Origin of the sequence: Azohydromonas caseinilytica (assembly GCF_012927045.1) — a bacterium.
Taxonomy (GTDB): domain Bacteria; phylum Pseudomonadota; class Gammaproteobacteria; order Burkholderiales; family Burkholderiaceae_C; genus Azohydromonas; species Azohydromonas caseinilytica.
In genome coordinates this window covers 23,894-42,901 of the sequence record NZ_JABBFW010000016.1, presented here as the reverse complement: position 1 = coordinate 42,901, position 19,008 = coordinate 23,894, and the positions used below count along the sequence as shown (strand labels likewise).

Annotated in this window: 18 protein-coding genes; 6 read left to right on the top strand and 12 right to left on the bottom strand. The window is 71.8% G+C overall.

What is annotated here, in order from left to right; all coding sequences use genetic code 11:
- Positions 1–4: 4 nt before the first annotated feature.
- The 3 genes from HHL10_RS19835 to HHL10_RS19825 form a co-directional block, all read right to left on the bottom strand.
- Positions 5–3,040 carry a hybrid sensor histidine kinase/response regulator gene (locus HHL10_RS19835; RefSeq protein ID WP_169162136.1) on the bottom strand — a complete coding sequence of 1,012 codons (3,036 nt, stop codon included), beginning with the start codon at positions 3,038–3,040 and terminating at the stop codon, positions 5–7.
- Positions 3,041–3,379: 339 nt separating this feature from the next.
- Entirely contained in the window at positions 3,380–3,586 is a 207-nt protein-coding gene (locus HHL10_RS19830; protein WP_169162135.1) for a hypervirulence associated TUDOR domain-containing protein, read from the bottom strand.
- Positions 3,587–3,649: 63 nt separating this feature from the next.
- A complete protein-coding gene (locus HHL10_RS19825) occupies positions 3,650–3,931 on the bottom strand; it encodes a YkvA family protein (RefSeq protein WP_169162134.1) in 282 nt (93 codons plus the stop codon).
- Positions 3,932–4,262: 331 nt separating this feature from the next.
- On the opposite strand from HHL10_RS19825, the gene HHL10_RS19820 reads away from it, so the two are divergent.
- Both HHL10_RS19820 and HHL10_RS19815 read left to right on the top strand, forming a co-directional pair.
- Positions 4,263–4,769, top strand: coding sequence for a YidB family protein (locus tag HHL10_RS19820; protein WP_169162133.1), 507 nt, complete (start codon positions 4,263–4,265; stop codon positions 4,767–4,769).
- A gap of 150 nt (positions 4,770–4,919) precedes the next feature.
- The gene (locus tag HHL10_RS19815; protein WP_169162132.1) at positions 4,920–5,384 is read left to right on the top strand and encodes a GNAT family N-acetyltransferase; all 465 of its coding nucleotides are present in this window, start codon (positions 4,920–4,922) and stop codon (positions 5,382–5,384) included.
- Positions 5,385–5,409: 25 nt separating this feature from the next.
- Here the strand turns inward: HHL10_RS19815 and HHL10_RS19810 are convergent, their stop codons facing one another.
- From HHL10_RS19810 to HHL10_RS19790, 5 genes are all read right to left on the bottom strand, one after another.
- Positions 5,410–5,616: a hypothetical protein gene (locus HHL10_RS19810; RefSeq protein WP_169162131.1), complete on the bottom strand. Its 207-nt coding sequence runs from the start codon at positions 5,614–5,616 to the stop codon at positions 5,410–5,412.
- A 640-nt stretch (positions 5,617–6,256) separates the two neighbouring features.
- Positions 6,257–6,463: a 4-oxalocrotonate tautomerase gene (locus tag HHL10_RS19805; protein WP_169162130.1), complete on the bottom strand. Its 207-nt coding sequence runs from the start codon at positions 6,461–6,463 to the stop codon at positions 6,257–6,259.
- 26 nt (positions 6,464–6,489) lie between these two features.
- Positions 6,490–7,245 carry a class II aldolase/adducin family protein gene (locus HHL10_RS19800; protein ID WP_169162129.1) on the bottom strand — a complete coding sequence of 252 codons (756 nt, stop codon included), beginning with the start codon at positions 7,243–7,245 and terminating at the stop codon, positions 6,490–6,492.
- Positions 7,242–8,129 (bottom strand): class I SAM-dependent methyltransferase, encoded by an 888-nt coding sequence (locus tag HHL10_RS19795; RefSeq protein ID WP_169162128.1) that lies wholly within the window; start codon positions 8,127–8,129, stop codon positions 7,242–7,244. Before HHL10_RS19795 ends, HHL10_RS19800 begins: the two co-directional genes overlap by 4 nt.
- A gap of 94 nt (positions 8,130–8,223) precedes the next feature.
- The gene (locus HHL10_RS19790; RefSeq protein ID WP_169162127.1) at positions 8,224–8,544 is read right to left on the bottom strand and encodes a hypothetical protein; all 321 of its coding nucleotides are present in this window, start codon (positions 8,542–8,544) and stop codon (positions 8,224–8,226) included.
- 503 nt (positions 8,545–9,047) lie between these two features.
- Between HHL10_RS19790 and HHL10_RS19785 the strand changes: the two genes are divergently transcribed.
- On the top strand, positions 9,048–9,914 hold the full coding sequence (locus HHL10_RS19785; RefSeq protein WP_169162126.1) for a hypothetical protein: 867 nt from the start codon (positions 9,048–9,050) through the stop codon (positions 9,912–9,914).
- Between the two features lie 150 nt (positions 9,915–10,064).
- The gene (locus HHL10_RS19780) at positions 10,065–13,076 is read left to right on the top strand and encodes an EAL domain-containing protein (RefSeq protein ID WP_169162125.1); all 3,012 of its coding nucleotides are present in this window, start codon (positions 10,065–10,067) and stop codon (positions 13,074–13,076) included.
- Positions 13,077–13,197: 121 nt separating this feature from the next.
- Here HHL10_RS19780 and HHL10_RS19775 read toward each other — a convergent pair whose 3' ends face one another.
- Both HHL10_RS19775 and HHL10_RS19770 read right to left on the bottom strand, forming a co-directional pair.
- On the bottom strand, positions 13,198–13,644 hold the full coding sequence (locus HHL10_RS19775; RefSeq protein WP_169162124.1) for a GNAT family N-acetyltransferase: 447 nt from the start codon (positions 13,642–13,644) through the stop codon (positions 13,198–13,200).
- A gap of 292 nt (positions 13,645–13,936) precedes the next feature.
- Entirely contained in the window at positions 13,937–14,569 is a 633-nt protein-coding gene (locus HHL10_RS19770) for a dioxygenase family protein (RefSeq protein WP_169162123.1), read from the bottom strand.
- A 185-nt stretch (positions 14,570–14,754) separates the two neighbouring features.
- On the opposite strand from HHL10_RS19770, the gene HHL10_RS19765 reads away from it, so the two are divergent.
- Positions 14,755–15,825: a metallophosphoesterase gene (locus HHL10_RS19765; protein ID WP_169162122.1), complete on the top strand. Its 1,071-nt coding sequence runs from the start codon at positions 14,755–14,757 to the stop codon at positions 15,823–15,825.
- A gap of 90 nt (positions 15,826–15,915) precedes the next feature.
- On the opposite strand, the gene HHL10_RS19760 is transcribed toward HHL10_RS19765, so the two are convergent.
- Both HHL10_RS19760 and HHL10_RS19755 read right to left on the bottom strand, forming a co-directional pair.
- Entirely contained in the window at positions 15,916–16,518 is a 603-nt protein-coding gene (locus HHL10_RS19760) for a DUF2242 domain-containing protein (RefSeq protein WP_169162121.1), read from the bottom strand.
- Positions 16,519–16,552: 34 nt separating this feature from the next.
- On the bottom strand, positions 16,553–17,482 hold the full coding sequence (locus tag HHL10_RS19755) for a LysR family transcriptional regulator (RefSeq protein WP_169162120.1): 930 nt from the start codon (positions 17,480–17,482) through the stop codon (positions 16,553–16,555).
- A gap of 156 nt (positions 17,483–17,638) precedes the next feature.
- Between HHL10_RS19755 and HHL10_RS19750 the strand changes: the two genes are divergently transcribed.
- Positions 17,639–18,985: an MFS transporter gene (locus tag HHL10_RS19750; RefSeq protein WP_169162119.1), complete on the top strand. Its 1,347-nt coding sequence runs from the start codon at positions 17,639–17,641 to the stop codon at positions 18,983–18,985.
- Positions 18,986–19,008: the final 23 nt, after the last annotated feature.

Sequence of the window (19,008 nt, the reverse complement as noted above, 5' to 3'; positions counted from 1 at the left end):
TCCCTCACTCCTCTGCCGCGTAGCGCCGGATCGAGCCCAGCGCCTCCTCCAGCGCCACCTGCAGCGCCCCGATGCACACGCGCATCTCGGGCGTGCCGCAGCGCCGCTCGACCGCGTCGGCGCGGGCCTGCACCTCGGTCAGCGCCAGGCTGGCGGCGGCGCCCTTGAGCTTGTGCGCCAGCGCCCCGGCGGCGGTGGGGTCGGCCGTGGCCATGGCGTGCGCGCTGTCGGCGTACTCCTGGGCGAACAGGCGCAGGCAGTGCCGGTACAGCCCCAGGTCACCCCAGGCCGCCAGCCCCTGGCGCACCGACACGCCGGGCCAGTCGACGATGGCGTCGGCGCTCTGCGCATCGGCCGCTGCCGGTGAGGCAGCGCCAGTGGTCCGGACCACGGCCGGGGCCGACGTGGCGATGGCCGTGTCCCCGGGCACGTCGTCCGCCCCGCAGGCCGCGTCGGCGTCCGTGCCGGGCTCCTCGGTGCGGCGCGCGAGCCGGCGGATCAGCGCCAGGGAGGCGGGGATGTCGAAAGGCTTGGGGATGAAGCCGTCCATGCCGGCAACGGTGGCAGCGTCGCGCTCGTCGGGCATGGCGCCGGCGGTCAGCGCCACCACCGGCAGCCGGGCCAGGGCGGCATGGCTGCGGATCTGGCGCAGCGTCTCGTAGCCGTCCATGCCGGGCATCTGCACGTCCATCAGCACCAGGTCCACGGCATCGGCATGGGCCTGCAGCCACTGCAGCGCGTGTGGCCCGTCCTCGGCCAGCGCAACCTGCGCGCCCTCGCGGCTGAAGATGCGCTGCGCCACCTCGCGGTTGATGTCGCTGTCGTCCACCACCAGCAGGCGCAGCCCCTGCAGCGGCGCGCCGGCCGCCGGTACCGTCGCCTTCGTCTTCGCCTTCGCCGTCGTTGCCGCCGCCGCGCCGGGCCGCTGCCGCGCGCGGCGCACGGCGGCCTGCAGCATGGCCGGCGTCACCGGCTTGGTCAGCACCGCGTCGGCCAGGGCGCCGGCGCCGCCGGCATGGAGCAGCTGGCGCGTGGTGGAAACGGCGCTGGCGCGGGTCAGCGCCACCACCACGGGCGCCGGGGCCGTGCCCCTGCGGCGCAGGACGCGGGCCGCGGCCACCAGGTCCATGTCGGGACACTGCGCGTCGAGCAGCACCACGTCGGCGCGCGTGCCCGCCAGCACCTGTTCGGCCGGCAGGTCGTGGCGCAGCGCGCGCGCGCTCCAGCCCAGCAGCGCCGCACCCCGCAGCAGCGCCTCGCGCGTGGCCGGGTGGCCGGCGGCCAGCAACAGGTGCAGGCCGGCATCGGCCGCCGGCGGGGGCGCGGCCGCCGCGTCCCGTGCCAGGGCCACGGTGAACCAGAACTCGCTGCCCGCGCCGCTCTGGCTGCTCACACCCATGCAGCCGCCCATCAGGTTCACCAGGCGGCGGCAGATGGCCAGGCCCAGCCCGGTGCCGCCGTAGCGCCGCGTGGTCGAGGCATCGGCCTGGGTGAAGGGCGCGAACACCGCCTCCTGCTGCGCCGGGGTCAGCCCGATGCCGGTGTCGCGCACCGTGAAGCGCAGCATCACCCGCGGCGCGTCCTCGGCCTCGACGTCCACCTGCACCTCCACCTGCCCGCGCTCGGTGAACTTGATGGCGTTGCCCACCAGGTTGACCAGGATCTGTTCCAGCCGCAGCGCGTCGCCGCGCAACCCGTCCAGGCCCGGCGGGGGCGGGTGGATCACCAGCTCGATGTCCTTGGCGCCCGCGGTGGTGCTCATCACCGTGGCCAGGCCGTCGAACAGCTCGCCCAGGCGCAGCGGCGTCTCCTCCAGCTCCAGGCGGCCGGCCTCGACCTTCGAGTAGTCCAGGATGTCGTTGATGATCGCCAGCAGCGAGCGGCCGGCGTGGTGCACCTTGCGCACGAGCTCGCGCGCCTCGCCGGGCAGCTCGGTCTTCTCCAGCAGGTAGGCCAGGCCCAGCACCGCGTGCATGGGCGTGCGGATCTCGTGGCTCATGTTGGCCAGGAAGCGGCCCTTGGCCTGGTTGGCGGCCTCGGCCTCGCGCACGCGCAGCGCCAGCTCGGCATTGAGCCGGGTGCGCTCCTCCAGCAGCGCCTGCACCGCCATGCCGGCGCGCTCGCGCTCGGCCGTGGCCAGGCGCTGGCGCCGCACCGCGCGCTGGATCAGCGCCGTGGCCACCCCGGTGGTCAGCACCACCAGCAGCCCCAGCCCCGAGATGGTCAGCGCGTTGCCTTGCCAGTCCGACAGGTAGTCCGCGGTGGCCAGGCCGACGAAGGCGTAGAACGGGTACTTCTGCAGCCGCCGGTAGGCCACGCTGCGCTCGACGTCGTCCACGGGCGTGGTGGTGAGGTAGGTGCCGGCCTCGGGGTCGGCCTGCAGCCCGTTGAGCGCCTGCGGCGAGATGTTGCGCGTGCCCACGGCGTCGCGCGACGGCGGCTCGCGGTGCACCAGCGACAGGTCGGTGCTGCGCAGCGTCGCCGCGCCGCGCGGGCCCAGCGCGATGGACATGGTCTTGCTGAAGGCCGTGGTGGGCAGGCTGGCGTAGACCACGCCGGCGAAGCTGCCGTCGGGCCCGGCCAGGCGCCGCGCCAGCACGATCACCCACTGCTGCGAGGCGCGCGCGTACACCGGCCCGAACACGACCGGGGCGGCGGCGTCATGGTGGCGCGCGAGCTGGAACTGCTCGCGCTCGGCCAGGCTCAGCGGCGTGCGCCGCGTCACGGCCTCGCCGAAGCGCACGATGCCGTCGGCGCCGGTCACGCGCAGGCTGGCGAGCTCGGGCAGCAGCGCCTGCTGGTCGGCCAGGAACTGCTCGAAGCGCTCGGTGTTCACCGGGCCCTGCGCGGCCTGGGCGGTGTAGTGCGCGGCCACCGAGCGCAGCACGACGTCGGTGCGGTCGAACACGGCGCTGAGCTGGCGCTCCAGCAGCTCGGCCAGGTTCTGCGTGGCCACCAGCGCCCGCGCGCGGTACTGCTGCTTGTCGTGCCACAGCGCCATGGCCACCAGCAGCCCCACCAGCACGACGATGGTGAGCATGAACAGCGCATACGGCAGCCTCGACAGCGGCGGCAGCAGCTCCTGCGCCGGCGCGGAGGGCGGACCGTCCGAAACCGCCGGGGCCCCGGGGGGAGGTGCGAAGCGCTGGGCTGGCGTGACAAAGGACATGGGCCGCGGAGGGGGAGCGGATTAATTAACAAAGTGTAAGAGCCTGCGCTGCTCCTCCTGTCGCGGCGCCGCGTCGCTGCAAGGCCGGGCGGGCCCGGACACCGGGCGCGGACATGCTCCCGGCCGGGGACGGGGGACGGGGGACGGGGGACGGGGGACGGGGGACGGGGTGGCGCCCGGGCCAGCCCGACTTGTGCGGCGTGCGCGCCCTCAGACCTTCTTCAGCGCCCCGGCCTTGTGGATGGCCTTCTTGCCGGTCTTGGAGCTCCGGACCTCGTATTGCGGCTCATCCCTGGAGGCCTTGACGGTGTGGCCGCCGGCCTGGGCCTCGCCGGTGAGCCTGCGCGTCACCGTGCCGCGCGTGGGGCCCTGCGGCGTGTTCCATTCGACCTCGTCGCCTTTTTTCAGATCGGCCATGTGCGGCTCCCGGGCTGGGCAAGGCCCCTGGCGGGGCGGCTCGGGCCAGCGTCCGCCACGGCGCTATGAGCGCGCGCCGGAGCGCTGCTCGGCGGCGCGGGCGATGTCGGGCGGCAGGCGATTGAGCAGGAAGCGGATCGCCAGCGGCACCAGCACCAGGTCGTCCACCACGCCGATGATGGGCAGCGTGTCGGGCAGCAGGTCCACCGGCGACAACAGGTACAGCGCGATCAGCGCCGTGCCCCATTTCAGCCAGCCCGGCGACCCGGGATGGCGCAGCGCGAACCACAGCCGCCGCGCGTCGCCGCGCACCAGGCTCCACAACACGGTCAATCGCTTCCACATGTCTGAACTGCTCCATGAGGGCTCGAACGGCGGCCCCGGCACCGCAGGTGACGGCAGGCCGCCGCCAGGCAAGAGGAGTCGGCACCAGCGGTAACAGTTCCGTGCCGCCGCCGCTTTGCCGCCGGGGCAGTGTCGCCTCGGGTGAGATTCCGCACCGCGGGGGTGGCAATCGCCGTCGGCCCGCACGTGAGCACGCGAGGCATGGGCAGCGCCCTGGATCTTTCCCGGAGTGTGGCGGACCGGCCCGGGACGGGTTCCAGGCATCGAGCGCGGCAGCCGCGTACGGCGCTTGCCGTGCCCGGGAATTTGCTGCACCCGCGAGGAGGGCGTCATGGGCTTGCTTGATCAGTTGCTGGGCGGTGGCGTGGGCGATGCGGCAAAGGACCCGCAGGTCGCCGCGGTGCCGGAAGCGGTGCTGAGGCGGCTGCTGCCGGTGGTGCTGGGCCTGCTGGCGGACCGGCGCGGCCCCGGGGCGGCGGCCGTCGTGCCGCCGGGCGCGGTGCAGGCCCCGGTGGCGGCGCCGGCGCTCGGTGACCTGGGCGGGCTGGCGGGCCTGCTGGCGCGCTTCTCGCGCCACGGCCATGGTCCGCTCGCCAGCTCCTGGGTGCGCCGCGGCGCCAACGAGGCGCTGGCGCCGGAGATCGTGGCCGAGGTGCTCGGCGCGCAGGAGCTGGCGGCCATCGCCGCGCACGCCGGCGTGGGCGAGGAGGAGGCGCGCCACGGCCTGGCGGTGCTGCTGCCGGCGGTGGTGGACCACTTCACACCCACCGGCGAGCTGCCCGCGCGCGCGGAGCTGCTGACCCGCCTCACCGACTACGAGAAACGGCTGCCGCGCTGAGCGAGGCCACCCCGTCCTTCACGGCGAAGCGATTCCGTGCGGCGGGCAAAGCCCTGTTGCGGCCCGGGTGACTCGGCCGCGCCGCATTGGAGGCGCGGCGGCGGCGCGATGCTGGCGAGCGGCCCTTTGGCCGTGAGTGGTGTGGTTGACATGTTCATCGTTCCCGCGATCCGGCTCGCCTTGCCGGATGACGCTGCCGGCATCGCGCGCATGTCGCGCGAGTTCATCGAAGACGGGCTGGACTGGAGCTGGCGGCGCGAGCGCGTGCTGCGCGCGATGGCCGATCCGGCCGTCAACGTGGTCGTGGCCCACGACGGACGCACCCTCACGGGTTTCGGGATCATGGAATACGGCGATCTGCACGCGCACCTGGCGCTGCTGGCGGTGGCGCCGCCGTACCGGCAGCGGCGCGTGGGCTCGCGCCTGGTGGCTTGGCTGGAGCAGCCCGCGCGCATTGCCGGGCTGGAGAAGGTGCGCCTCGAAGCGCGGGCCGACAACCCGGGCGCGCTGCTGTTCTACCGCCGCCTGGGCTTCGAGGCCACCGGCCGGGCCGCCGGCTACTACGGCGGCGAGATCGACGCGGTCCGCTTCGAGAAGTCGCTGCGCCTGGGCTGAGCCCGCGCCGGCCCGCGGGCCGCGCTCAGCGCCGGTCGGAGCGCGCGCACAGGTGCACGACCAGCGCGAAAGCATTCATTGCCAGCCCCAGCACGCCCAGCATCACGAAGAAATTCCGGCCCGGGAGGTTCGATTCGGCCAGCAGCAGGATGCCGATCAGGTTCAGGCCCAGGCCGATGAGGGCCATGGCGATCGGATGCTTCTGGTGCAGTTTCCGGCTGGAGAGCAGCATGTCCATTCCTTCCACGACAGACCAGCCTCGTGGGCCGGTTTGGACGACGCCGTCGCGCACGGCGCGGGACCGAATCGCTCGTCCTGCCGCCCACTGTCAAACCTGTGGGCCGGCCACGCCAGCGGAAATTTCACCTAGCCGCTCCCGCAATATGGGGGCACCCGCCGCGGAACTTCATCCCGGCCATTGCCGGGGTTATGCCGGTGGTAGGGCCATTTGAATGGCCGCCGCGGTGGGTGCAAATTGGGGACGAATATGGCGGGATTTGTCGCCATGCCGGGCCTGCCCGAAAAGCGTCCGTGAGCTTGGGCGCCGCAATGCGCGGCCGGCAATGGTTCACACTGTTGAAATAAGAAATACGAGGCCGGGTTTACATAAGCTTGATTGGCGACCGGCGCCACGGCGGAGTACGACCACGCGCCGCAATCGGATGCGCAAATGCGGTTGCTCCGTGCCGGATCGAATGCCGGCGGTGTTTTGCCCGGGTCGTACGCAATATCGCGGCGGCGTGGCGATATTGCGCTCGGCGTACAGCGCGGCCCGGTACTTCAAATTCATCCGCCCGGCCCGGCATGCCGGCGCCGCGCGTTTGTCGCTCCTCGCCGCACGGCGCTTGTCAGCGCCCGGCGCGGGACCGGCTTCACGTTGCGGGCTTGTCCGGCGTGCGCTCGCTCCAGAGCACGCCGCCGGTGGCCCAGTCCTGGCGGGCGATGTCGTAGAAGACGACGTCCACGCCGTCGGGGCTGCCGCCGAGGACGCGCACGCAGGCCTGGGTGAGTTCGCGGGCCAGATCGGCCTTTTGCTGGGGGGTTCGGCCTTCGAAGAGTTCAACGCGGAGGGTGGGCATGGTGTGGTTCCTGGGGTTGTGATGTTTCAGTCGCGAAAGCCCGGCGACAGGCGTTCGGCGCGGCGCAGCAGGGCCGGCCATTCGGCGTCGCCGTCCCACTCGCTGCCGTCGCCGACCCACTGGCGGTAGGTGCGCTCGGCCAGTTCGGGGCTGGCCACCCGGATATCGGCACCCGCGGCCATGGCCTGCAGTTGCGCTTGCGCCGCGCGCTCCAGCAGGTGCATCAGCAGGAAGGCCTCGGCCACCGTGCGGCCCACGGTGAGCGTGCCGTGGTTCTCCAGGATCAGGCCGTCGAGCGTGCCGAGGCGGGCCACCAGCCGCTGCTGCTCCTCGCCGCCCAGCGCCAGGCCCTCGTAGGCATGGCGGCCCAGCCGGCCGTACAGCCGCATGGCCCATTGCGAGGTCGGCAGCAGCCCTTCGGGGCGCATCGCCAGCGCCACGCCCCAGGGCGCATGCAGGTGGATGACGCACTCCACGTCCGTGCGCGCGGCATGCACCGCGCCGTGGATGGCAAAGCCGCTGGGATTGACGCGGCGGCCGCTGCCGTCCACCACCCGCCCGTGCAGGTCCACCTTGACCAGGTTGGAGGCGCACACCTCCTCGAAGGCCAGCCCGAACTCGTTGAGCAGGTAGACGCCCGGCTCGCCGGGCACGGCGGCGGAGAGGTGGGTGTAGATGGTGTCGTCCCAGCCGGCCAGCGCGGCCAGGCGGTAGGCGGCGGCGAGATCGATGCGCACTTCGCGCTCGGTGCGCGGACGCCGGGAGGTGGTGGCGGCGCTCATGGCTTGACGAACTTCAACACGAACTGGTCCTTGGGCTGCAGCGGGTGCGGGATGTTGCGGTCGCGGGGGTCGGCGGGATTGCGCAGGAAGTCGCCCTGTCCCACCAGCTGGAACCCGGCGGCCTCGACCTCGCGGCGCAGGAAGGCCTCCTCGATGCGGTGCAGCGTGCCGGACTCGGAGATGCCCGTGCCCGGCCGCCCGGCGTGGTCGGCGATGACGTAGAAGCCGCCGGGCTTGAGGGCGCGGAAGATGGCGCGGTTCATGGCGCCGCGGTCCACGCCCAGGAAGCCCAGGTCGTGGTAGTTGAACATCAGCGTGACGAGGTCGAGCCGGCCCTGCGCCTCGGGCAGCACCGGGTCCTCGAAGTTGCGCACCACCGGCACGATGCGCGCGGCGGCGACGCCGGCGCCCAGCAGCCGCTGCTCCCGCTCGGCCAGCGCCACCGGCGAGGGAGGACGCGGCGGTGGCGCCGCGGCCGGCATGCCGTCGGTGGGCACGGACGCCGGCGGGCCGCCTTCGGGCACCGGGGGCGGCGTGCGCGCCGCCGCGCGCGGCGCGCTCTGCCCGTAGACCACGCCGCCGGGCCCGATGGCGCGCGCCAGCAGCTCGGTCGTGTAGCCGCCGGACGCGCTCAGGTCCAGCGCCACCATGCCCGGGCGCACGCCGATGAAGGCCAGCATCTCCCCGGGCTTGCGGCGCAGGTCGTTGCCGCGGTCGGCGGCGCTGCGTTCCGGGCTGGCCACGATGGCCGCGATGCGCTCGGCCGGCAGCGCCGCCCCGGACGGCGCCGGGGCCCGGTGCAGCGCGCAGGCGCCCAGCAACGACCCGGCGGCGGCCAGCAGGCCGGCGCGCCGCAGAACCCGGCGACAGCGGTGTGGAAGCATAGGGTCGCCCTCCTGGGGCAGCCGGACCGACACGGCCCTGCCTGCCCGTCCCGGGCCTTCGGCAGGCCGGCCCGGACAGCCTTCAGCCCAGCCCTCAGGGTGTGGACAGCGCCTTGATGGCCGTCTTGTCCTCCTCGTGGATCTGCTTGGCCTCGGCCTTCTGCGCCTTCTGCACGGCCTTCGCCTCCTTCTTGCAGGCACGCTCGGCGCTGCCATCGGCGGTGACCTCGCAGTCGGCCTTGTTGAGCTCGTGGTTGGCGTCGGCCAGGTCCTTGCGGGCCTCGTACTCGGCCTTGGACTGCGTTTTCAAGTCCTTGGCTTCCTGCTTCGAGATGGCCGGCGTTTCCTGCGCGGCCACGGGCAGGGCCTGGCCCGCGAGCGTGGCGGCAAACAGCGCGGCGATGAGGACTTTCATGGTCTCGGATTCCCTGGGTGAAACACCCTGCCCGCTTGGCAAGCGCCGTGCCCCGTGCCGCCCACCGCCATGCCCGCCCCACCCCGGCATTGCCCCGGGGCTGCGGGCCGGGAGCCCTTCCAATAATTTCGGCACCCGGGGATTTTCCCTTCGGGCTCTGCTGCAAGCCCTCAATCGCATACCAGGAGGTAACTCGAAGAAAACAAACCAAGCCGTCGTCTGAAAACCAACCGTGCCTGTGCCGGCATGCAATTTTCGAGAACGGACCGCGCAGGGCGCCACCTCGCAAAAGGGCGGCTGCCGACGTGGCGGGTGAAACCTTGCCTGCGCCACGCCCTGATGACAGGCCAGATATTCAGACTATTTGATTGAGGCGGCGACGCAGCTTTGAGTTGACAGTTTCAAGCCACAGGCGGCCAATCGGGCCGGTTCGGACTATTCAATGGCCGGGAGTACCCCTCTTCATTCCAGGGATGCGGCAAGAGTTATTGCGAGGAGATGCCATGTCCAAATTCGATTGCGAATCGTCACGGGTGTGGGGACCAGTCCGGCGCCATGCCGCCTGGGCGGCCGGCGCGGCCAGCCTGGCCGGCATGCTGGCCGTGTTGCCGGTCCAGGCGGAACTGGGCGAGCAGAGCCTGGGCGCCACGCAAGCCACGCCGGAGAGCACGGGCGTGTTCTACGTCTATCCCGGCCGGCCGCGCGTCTGGCTTTCCAGGCACGGCAACCTTTTGCGTTTCGAGGGGCCGCAGGGTTATGACCATATTGGCGTGGGCGAGCTCAGCGAGGGTTATGTGCTGTGCTACGGCTCCCGCCAGGCCTGGGACGTGGGCTATACCGAATCCGGTTTTGGTCCGTCCAGCGCGAGTTGCTCCGGCAGTTCCTGCACCATCATCCGCAACACCACCGACGGCCAGTTCCGGCTGCGCCAGGTGATCTGGAAGAACGAGATCGAGCGTGCCCTCAATGTCGAGATGACGCTGACCAAGCTGGGCCAGAGCCCCGCCTACGGCGTGATATTGAGGCGGCAGGTGGACCCGGATGTGGATGCCGGCGGCTCGCTGGGCTCGGGCAGTTTCGTCAATTGGTTTGGCGCCACCGAGCGCGAATCGGTATGGGCCTGGAATTCAAGATATGACACCAGCCGTGAGGGGCATGCCGTCACGCTGCGGCAGATCATCCGCTCGCCGGGTTACGTGCCCTACTGGGCCAAGGTGACCGCGCAGATTCTCGACACCAGTTGCAGCCCGGGGAACTTGGCCGAGAGCGGGCCGGTGCAGGGCGATTACGGCGCGACGCTGCAATACGACGTCGGCACCATGAACGCAGGCGCGGTGTTCACCGGCCGGGTGCAGTACCAGCGCAACTGAGGGTTCCACGCCGCAGGCGGACGCCGGGGCGCCGGTGGGCGCTCAAAGCGTGCTTCTTGCACGGGCGTCCGCCCGGCGCGGCGCCCCACCGCCCGGCCCGGGGCGGTGCCGTCCCGACAATGCGACGCCTTCAGACAAGAGCCGCCTTTTTTGTCCGCCGCCCCTCTTCCCCACGACGAAGCCGACCGGCTCGACGCCCTGCTCCAGCTCGACGTGCTCGACTCCGCCCCGGAGCAGGAGTTCGACGCGCTGGCGCGGGTCGCGGCGGCGGTGTGCGGCACGCCCATCGCCCTGGTCAGCCTCATCGACGCGCAGCGCCAGTGGTTCAAGGCCCGGGTCGGCCTGCCGGGCGTGGACCAGACGCCGCGCGAAGCCTCTTTCTGTGCCCATGCCCTCCTCGGCGAGGCCCTGCTGGAGGTGCACGACACGCACCGCGACCCGCGCTTTGCCGACAACCCGCTGGTCACGGGCGCGCCGCACCTGCGCTTCTACGCCGGCGTGCCGCTGCAATTGGCCAGCGGCGCGCGCGTGGGCACGCTGTGCGTGGCCGATTTGCAGCCGCGCCGGCTCGATGCCGTGCAGCGCGAGGTGCTGGCGCAACTGGCCACCGCCGCGGCGCGGGCGCTGGAGGGCCGCCGCGCCCTGATGGCCGAGCGCCGGCTGCGCGAGGCGGCCTGGCACGCGGCGGCGCTGGTGCACAACAGCGTGGATGCCATCGTCGCCCTGGCGCCGGACGGCACGGTCACGCACTGGAACGCGGCGGCGGCGCGGCTGTTCGGGACCACGGCCGAGCAGATGCGCGGCCAGCCCATCGCCCGGCTGGTGCCCGACGGATGCGAGCCGGCATGGGAAGACCCGGCGGCGCTGCTGGCGCGGCAGCCCGAGGGCCTGCAGTACGACACGGTGCGCCTGCACCGTGACGGCGGGCCCATCGACGTGTCGGTGAGCCTGGCGCCGATCCACGCGCCGGACGGGCGGCTGGTGGGCGCCACCAAGATCATTCGCGACATCCGCGCGCAGGTCCGCGCCGCGCAGGCGCTGAGCGACGAGCGCCGCCGCCTGGCCTGGATCATCGAGGGCACGGGCGCGGGCACCTGGGAATGGAACGTCCAGACCGGCGAAACCCGCTTCAATGCGCGCTGGGCCGAGATCATCGGCCGCACGTTGCGGGAGCTGGCGCCGGTGTCGATCCGGACCTGGTTCGAGCATGCGCATCCCGAGGACCTGGAGCGCTCGGCCGCGCTGCTGCAACGGCACTTCGAGGGCGAGAGCGACAGCTACGACTGCGAGCTGCGCATGCGCCACCGCGACGGGCACTGGGTGTGGGTGCATGACCGCGGCCGCGTCATGACGCGCAGCGCCGACGGCCGGCCGGAATGGATGTTCGGCACGCACGTGGACATCAGCGCGCGCAAGCGCCAGGAAGAGGCGCTGCGCCGCCTGGGCGCGGAGCTGGCCGAGCAGCACGAGCGGCTGCGCGTGACGCTCGATTCCATCGGCGATGCCGTCATCACCACCGACGCCGCCGCGCGCGTCACCTGGCTCAACCCGGTGGCCGAGCGCCTCACCGGTTGGCCGGCGGCGCGAGCGCGGGGGCGCGCGCTGGCGGAGGTGTTCCGGCTGGTGGGCGAGCACACGCGCGCGCCGCGGCCCTGCCCCGTGGCCGCCTGCCTGTACGGCGACCCGGTCCAGGGCCCGGTGGAGCCCGGCGTGCTGCTCGCGCAAAACGGCCGCGACTTCGCCGTGGAGGAGTCGGCTGCGCCCATCCGCCGCGAGGACGGCGCGGTGCTGGGCGCGGTGCTGGTGTTCCGCGACGTGACGGAGCAGCGCCGCATCGCCGGCGAGCTGCGCTACCGCGCCACGCACGACGCGCTCACCGGGCTGGTCAACCGCGAGGAGTTCGAGGCGCGGCTGCAGCGGCTGCTGGAGCGCGCGCAGCAGGAACGCAGCGAGCACGCGCTGCTGGTGCTGGACCTGGACCAGTTCAAGCTCGTCAACGACCGCTGCGGCCATGCCGCCGGCGACCGGCTGCTGCAGCAGGTGACCAAGCTGCTGCGGGAGACGCTGCGCGCGCGCGACACGCTGGCGCGCCTGGGTGGCGACGAGTTCGCCGTGATCCTGGAGCACTGCGACTGCGCCCACGCGCAGCAGCTGGCGCAGCAGATCTGCCAGCGCCTGAACGACTTCCGCTTCGTCAGCGAGGGCGAGCGGCTGCGCATCGGCGCCAGCATCGGCCTGGTGCCGGTGGATGAGCGCTGGCGCACGCTGGGTGCGGTGATGCAGGCGGCCGACAGCGCCTGCTACGCCGCCAAGGACGGCGGGCGCAACCGGGTGCATGTCTGGCTCGACAGCGACGAGACGCTGCGCGTGCGCCACGGCGAGATGCGGCTGGCGGCGCGGCTGGAGCAGGCGCTGGACGAGGACCGCTTCGTGCTGCACGCACAGCGCATCCAGGCTCTGGACGACGCCGGCGCCAAGCTGCATGCCGAGGTGCTGCTGCGGCTGCGCGAGCCCGATGGCAGCCTGGTGGCGCCGGGCGCCTTCCTGCCCGCGGCGGAGCGTTTCCATCTGGCCTCGCGCATCGACCGCTGGGTGCTGGCGCACACCATCGCGCTGCTGCAGGCGCAGCCCGACCTGGGCGGCATCGAGCTGCTGAGCGTCAACCTGTCGGGCCAGTCGATAGGCGACCGGGCTTTCCACCGCGAGGCCATCGCCGCGCTGACCGCGGCCGGGCCGGCGCTGTGCCGCTGCCTGTGCCTGGAGATCACGGAAACCGCGGCCGTGACCAACATGGCCGACGCGGTGCGCTTCATCGCGCAGGCGCATGCGCTGGGCCTGCGCATCGCGCTGGACGACTTCGGTGCCGGCGCCTCGTCCTTCGGCTACCTGACGTCGCTGCCCATCGACCTGCTCAAGATCGACGGCCAGTTCGTGCGCAGCCTGATGGACGACGCGCTGGACGACGTCACCGTGCGCTGCTTCCAGGAGGTGGCGCGCGTCATCGGCGTGCGCACCGTGGCCGAGTTCGTGGACCGGCCCGGGGTGCTGGCGCGGCTGCGCGAGATCGGCGTGGACTACGCCCAGGGCTACCTGCTGCACCGGCCCGAGCCGGCGGCGCAGCTGCTGCGCATGGCGGCATGGCCTGGATCAGGCCAAGCTTGAGGCGAATTGGTTTCCCACGGTGAACAGTCACGTCACTCACTGACCCTCAGCGTTTGGATTGTCCCGTACAAGGTGCAATGTGCGGTGTCGGCCCGGTTCAGCGCGCCGCGCCGGCCACCTGTCAGTGGCTTTCGAAGAGGTGGCGGTACTGAATGAAGCCGGTGCGGCTGGCGATGCGGTCGTAGAGCTGGCGCGCCTGGTGGTTGCCTTCCTGCGTCAGCCAGTGCACGCGCGAGGCGCCGGCGGCCTGTGCCTGGGCGTAGACATGCTCGATCAGCGCCCGGCCGATGCCTTGGCCGCGATGGCTCTCCAGCGTGAACAGGTCCTGCAGGTAGCAGTAGTCGCCGGCGCTCCAGCAGCTGCGGGGGTAGATGTAGTGCACCAGGCCGACGAGCCGGCCCTCGCTCTCGGCCACGGCGCAGTGCATCGGCTCTTTCGGGTCATGGAAGCGCGCCCAGGTCAGCTCGGTGACGGCAGCCGGAAGCTCGGCCGCGTAGAAGCGCTGGTAGCCCTGCCACAGCGGCAGCCACTGGTCGTAGTCCTGGGGCTGGGCGGATCGGATGTGCATTCGGTTCTCGGTCGGTGTGGGAAGGGCGCGGCGCCCATGCGCCGCGTACGCCGTCGGCCTCCTCGTCCCGGCAAGGGCGACACCCGGAGCCTATAACAACATACACGTCGCACTCTGTGACTTATCGACTTCGAATGCCCCCCTTCTCACGCGCCGAGTGCCGGGCCCCGACTTGTAAAGGGAACGAAGGACGTGAGGAAGAGGGAACGAGGTTCCTTGCCCCCAGAAAAGAAAGTGCAGCACTGTGGTCGGGTGTTTTACAGCATGCGTGTATGTTGTTGTACAACCCTGATCAGGCTTCCACCACGAGCGGGAACTCGCAGGCCAGCCCGTCCGGCCCGGCCACGAAGGGCCGCGTGACGGCCTCGCGCTCCGCGGCCGAGAGCCGGCGCCACAGGCCGTCGCGCGCATTGCCCGGGTCGCCCTCGACGTAGAGCTGCGTGGTGAGCAGTTCGCGCCCGAGCGCCCTGACCTTGAAGTGGATGTGCGGCGCGCGCCCCGCATAGGCCACCGGGCGGATGGTGTGGAAGTGGTAGCCGCCATCGGCGCCGGTGAGGACGCGGCCGAAGCCCTGGAAGGCCGGATCGGCCCGGTCGCCGTCGCCGGGATGGTGGTAATGGCCCTGGCCGTCGCACTGCCAGATCTCCACCACCGCGCCCGCCAGCGGCATGCCGGCGGTGTCGGTCACCGTGCCGCTGACCCAGCAGGGCTGGGCGCCCATGTAGCGGCGCGCGCCGTGGGCCAGCAGGTCGGCATCGGTGTCCTCGCCGAACCGTACCGGGTAGAACGGCCCCTCGGTCTGCGCCGGTGTGGGCCGCAGCCGCGCCGCGGCCCGGCCGGCGGGGGGCAGCGCCGTCACGGCCAGGCCCGCGGCCAGGCGCGCAAGGAGTTGGCGGCGCAGCGGAAGAGCGATCCGGGAGGTCATGGCAAGGCTCCTGAGGCAATGAGGCCGGGCGGCCGGAACCGGCGCGGTTTCAGCCCGGGCTGACCGGCGGCAAGCCGCGGCGGCTCGGGCCCTGGTCCACTGCGCCCTGCCGTGCGGCTTGGCTGTCATGCAAGCCCCCGACAATCCGGTGTTCGACAACAACAGTTTCCCGAGGGAGTTTTGCCATGCACGCCGCCCTGCCCGATGGCCCGCTCGACATCGTGGGCGATGTCCACGGCGAGCATGAGGCGCTGTGCGCGCTGCTGGCCGCGCTGGGGTATGACGCCGCGGGCACACACCCGCAAGGACGCCGCCTGGTGTTCGTGGGCGACCTGTGCGACCGCGGCCCGGACAGCCCCGGCGTGGTGGCGCGCGTGCGCGCACTGGTGCGCGCCGGCCGGGCCGTGGTGCTGCTGGGCAATCACGAGCTCAACCTGCTGCGCGGCCAGCGCAAGCAGGGCAGCGACTGGTTCTGGAACGAGGGCGCGCACCGCGACTTGCGCTTCGTGCCCTACGCCACGCTCAACAGCGAGGCCGAGCGCGCCGAGGTGTTGGCCTTTTTCGAGACGCTGCCGCTGGCGTTGTCGCGGGCGGACCTGCGCGTGGCCCATGCCGCCTGGGACACGGCCGCGGTGGCCCGGCTGGCGCAGCTGCAGGGCCAGGGCACGCGCGCCGAGCTGTTCGAGTGGCTGGACGACGCCACCGACGCCACGCTGCAGGCGCAGGGCTGGCGCGCCGCGGCCCGGGCCGAGAAGGCGTCCTGGCGCCACCGCCTGGGTGACCCGGCCGTGCCGGTGCCCATGCTGGAGGCCGTGGCGCGCTGCGACGAGGTGCGCCAGCGTGGCAACCCGCTGCGCGTGCTGACCTCGGGGCTGGAGCGCCGCGCCGGTGCGCCCTTCTTCCACAACGCCCAGTGGCGCTTCACCGAGCGCGTGCCCTGGTGGAATGGCTACGCCGAGGACACGCCGGTGGTGGTGGGGCATTTCTGGCGCCATTTCCCGCCGCTGCAGCGCGCGCACCTGGGCCGCGGCGGGCCCGACCTGTTCGAGGGGGTGCCGCACTTGGCCTGGCTGGGCGCGCGCGGCAAGGTGTTCTGCGTGGACTACTCGGTGGGCGGGCGCTGGCTGGAGCGCCGCGGCGAGGTGCCGTGCGGCCACACCCGGCTGGCGGCGCTGCGCTGGCCCGAGCGCACGCTGGTGCTCGACAGCGGCGAGACGGTGGAAACCACGGGTTTCGACAGCATGGCCACCGTGTGAGCGGCGGATGAAACTCCGGCCTGCCTTATCCGGCAAAAAAATACCGCAGCCGCTCTGAAATCCCGCTCTGAATCCGGCCCGGAATTCCGCTCAGAATTCCGAATAGGGCATCAATCCCAGGCCAACCTCGTCGCTGGGCAGTTTGCTGGGGGTTTCCAGGAAACGGTCCAGGATTTCAAAGAAGCGGTCGTAGAAGCGTGGCACGGTCACGGTTTCGCTGGCCACCTTGACCATGGAATCGTTGCCCACGGCAAAGGGCAGCGACACTGAGCCCAGCGCGCCCACGCCCACGCTGGCGGAATTGCTGCTCTTCTTCAGCTCGTAATGCTCTTGCACCGCGCTGACGAAGACGTTGCTGCGCCGCTCGGCGTCGGGCCGGGCATTGGCGGTGCACACGACCCGGATCTCCATTTCCACATGGTGGCCGCTGGGCACCTCGAAATTCTTGCGCCCGCGCATCTCGGTTTCCTGGACCGTGCTCACCACATAGCCCTGGCTCAGCAGCGCCTGCCGCGCCGCCTCGCAGGCCTGCGCCGGCTCCACCGCCACCGTGCGCGCAAAACGGTCGGTGGCGTCGAAGGTTTCGACCAGACGCCCGCTGGGCGGTTTGACCGAAGCGCAGCCCCACAGTTGCAGCAGAAATACCGCAGAAACAATGGCCTGGACGGCCCTGGAATATCTGGACAAAGGCATGCGGTGATTATCGGGGAGTGTTTTGACGGTCGCTTCATGGCCCGGCGTCGGGCGCCATGCGCCGCGCCGAGGCCGACATCAGCGCGCGCAGCCAGCGGTGCGCGGGCGAGCCCTGCGAGCGCTCGTGCCAGAGCTGGTAGAAGCGCATGGGCGGAAAGTCGAAGGGCGCCGGCACGATGGCCAGCGGCAGCAGCGCCGCGTAGTGCGCCGCGAAATGCCGCGCGGTGGTGAACACCAGGTCGGTGTCCACCAGCAGCTGCGGCGCCAGCTCGAAGTACGGCACCACCACGCGCGCGTCGCGCGCCAGGCGCAGGCCCGCCAGGTGCGTCTCCACCAGGCCGCGCTGCGCCGCCGAGTACGGCAGCGGCACCAGGTGGCGTGCGGCCAGGTACTGCTCGCGGGTCAGGCCGGTGGTCACGCGCGGGTCGTGGCGGCTGAGCAGGCACACCACCTCGTCCTGCAGCAGCAGCGACAGGTGCAGCGCGGGCGGCGGGCTGGGCCAGTTGCCCACCACCAGGTCCAGCTCGCCCTGCGCCAGCGCCTGCTCCACGTCCACCTCCGTCCCCAGCGGCTGCACCACCAGCCGCGCGCGCGGCGCCTCGCGGCAGAAGCGCGCCACCACCGCGCCCAGGAAGCCCGCGGCCATGAAGTCGGGTGAGCCGATGCGGAAGGTCTGCTGGCTGGCCGCCGGGTCGAACTGCTGCGGGCCGGCCAGCATGGCGTCGATCTCGCCCAGGGCGCGGCGCGCCTGGTCGCGCAGCAGCAGCGCGCGCTCGGTGGGCGCCATGCCGCCCTTCTCGCGCACCAGCAGCGGGTCGCCGAACAGCTCGCGCAGCCGCTTGAGCGCGATGCTCACCGCCGGCTGCGACTGCCCCAGCCGGATCGCGGCGCGCGAGACGTTGCGCTCGCTCACCAGCGTCACCAGCACGCGCAGCAGGTGGCTGTCCACGGGGTCGCGGCTCATCGGCGCTGAGACCTTTATTCGGTTTTCCGAATGGCGCTTATAGCAGCGCGCGTGCGCCGCGCCGGGCGGGCGCCTCCAGACTGCGCCCACCCTCACAAGGCGCCGTCCGAAGCGCCTTTACACACCGGCCGGCGACCCGGCCCCAGGAGACACCGCATGAACACTGCAAGCGTGGCCAACGCGCCGCCGAGCGCCGCCCCCGGCGAGCTCGACGGCATCTACCGCAAGATCCTCTGGCGGCTGATCCCGTTCCTCATGGTGCTGTGGGTCCTGGCCTGGATCGACCGCGTCAACATCGGCTTCGTCAAGCTCACCATGCTCGACGACCTGAAGTGGAGCGAGGCCGTCTACGGCCTGGGCGCGGGCATCTTCTTCCTGGGCTACTTCTTCTTCGAGGTGCCCAGCAACCTGCTGCTGCAGAAGATCGGCGCCAAGAAGACGCTCATGCGCATCACCATCGGCTGGGGGCTGACCAGCATCGTCATGATGTTCGTCACCACGCCGACGATGTTCTACGCGCTGCGCTTCCTGCTGGGCGTGTTCGAGGCCGGCTTCTACCCCGGCGTCATCCTGTATCTGACCTACTGGTTCCCGGACCGCCGCCGCGCCAAGGCCTTCGGCATGTTCATGTCGGCCTCCGCCCTGGCCGGCGTGCTGGGCGGGCCGCTGGCCGGCACGATCATGACCGGCCTGGACGGCGTGAACGGGTGGCAGGGCTGGCAGTGGGTGTTCCTGCTCGAAGGCATCCCCTCCGTGCTGGCCGGGCTCGTGACCTGGCTCTACCTGACCGACAAGCCCGCCGATGCGCGCTGGCTCACGCCGCGCGAACGCGAGCTGGTGCAGGCCGACCTGGAGCGCGACCAGCGCGCGCTGGGCCACCGCGAGCACAGCCTGCTGGCCTCGCTCAAGGACGGCCGCATCTGGCTGCTGATCCTGGTGTTCTTCTGCATCATCGCCGCCAACTCCTCGCTGACCTTCTACGGCCCGACGCTGGTCAAGGAAGTGGGCTTCACCAGCCCGGCGGCGGTGGGCTGGATCATGTCCGTCGCGTACCTGTTCGGCGCGGCCGGGATGATCCTCAACGGCTTCCATTCCGACCGCCACCAGGAGGCGCGGCTGCATTGCGGGCTGGCCGCGGCGCTGGGCGCGGTCTCGCTGCTGGCCGTGGCGCTGTTCCTGCCGCTGGGCGCGCTGCCCACGCTGGTGGCGCTGACGCTGGCCATCGTCGGCACCATGAGCGCCATCCCCGTGTTCTGGCAGATGCCCAACCGCGTGCTGGCCGGCACCGCCGCGGCCGGCGGCGTGGCGCTGATCAACTCCATCGCCAACCTCGCGGGCTTCGGCGCGCCCTACATGCTGGGCCTGATCAAGACCTCCACCGGCAGCCTCACCAGCGGGCTGTACATCGTGGCCGCCGTGGAGCTGTGCGCCACGCTGCTGATCCTGCGCTTCGTGCCCCGCTTCACCCAGGCGCCCCTGCCCCAGGCGCAGCCGGCCCATTGAGGCCCATCCGAACCCCAACACCC

Bases quoted from the DNA above. Each gene is read 5' to 3' on its own strand.
- HHL10_RS19755 (WP_169162120.1), bottom strand. From the start codon at position 17,482: ATGAGCCGCGACCCCGTGGACAGCCACCTGCTGCGCGTGCTGGTGACG.
- HHL10_RS19805 (WP_169162130.1), bottom strand. From the start codon at position 6,463: ATGCCCACCCTCCGCGTTGAACTCTTCGAAGGCCGAACCCCCCAGCAA.
- HHL10_RS19790 (WP_169162127.1), bottom strand. From the start codon at position 8,544: ATGAAAGTCCTCATCGCCGCGCTGTTTGCCGCCACGCTCGCGGGCCAG.
- HHL10_RS19760 (WP_169162121.1), bottom strand. From the start codon at position 16,518: ATGCCTTTGTCCAGATATTCCAGGGCCGTCCAGGCCATTGTTTCTGCG.
- HHL10_RS19750 (WP_169162119.1), top strand. From the start codon at position 17,639: ATGAACACTGCAAGCGTGGCCAACGCGCCGCCGAGCGCCGCCCCCGGC.
- HHL10_RS19815 (WP_169162132.1), top strand. From the start codon at position 4,920: ATGTTCATCGTTCCCGCGATCCGGCTCGCCTTGCCGGATGACGCTGCC.
- HHL10_RS19800 (WP_169162129.1), bottom strand. From the start codon at position 7,245: ATGAGCGCCGCCACCACCTCCCGGCGTCCGCGCACCGAGCGCGAAGTG.
- HHL10_RS19765 (WP_169162122.1), top strand. From the start codon at position 14,755: ATGCACGCCGCCCTGCCCGATGGCCCGCTCGACATCGTGGGCGATGTC.
- HHL10_RS19835 (WP_169162136.1), bottom strand. From the start codon at position 3,040: ATGCTCACCATCGTCGTGCTGGTGGGGCTGCTGGTGGCCATGGCGCTG.
- HHL10_RS19820 (WP_169162133.1), top strand. From the start codon at position 4,263: ATGGGCTTGCTTGATCAGTTGCTGGGCGGTGGCGTGGGCGATGCGGCA.
- HHL10_RS19825 (WP_169162134.1), bottom strand. From the start codon at position 3,931: ATGTGGAAGCGATTGACCGTGTTGTGGAGCCTGGTGCGCGGCGACGCG.
- HHL10_RS19795 (WP_169162128.1), bottom strand. From the start codon at position 8,129: ATGCTTCCACACCGCTGTCGCCGGGTTCTGCGGCGCGCCGGCCTGCTG.
- HHL10_RS19785 (WP_169162126.1), top strand. From the start codon at position 9,048: ATGTCCAAATTCGATTGCGAATCGTCACGGGTGTGGGGACCAGTCCGG.
- HHL10_RS19830 (WP_169162135.1), bottom strand. From the start codon at position 3,586: ATGGCCGATCTGAAAAAAGGCGACGAGGTCGAATGGAACACGCCGCAG.
- HHL10_RS19775 (WP_169162124.1), bottom strand. From the start codon at position 13,644: ATGCACATCCGATCCGCCCAGCCCCAGGACTACGACCAGTGGCTGCCG.
- HHL10_RS19810 (WP_169162131.1), bottom strand. From the start codon at position 5,616: ATGCTGCTCTCCAGCCGGAAACTGCACCAGAAGCATCCGATCGCCATG.
- HHL10_RS19770 (WP_169162123.1), bottom strand. From the start codon at position 14,569: ATGACCTCCCGGATCGCTCTTCCGCTGCGCCGCCAACTCCTTGCGCGC.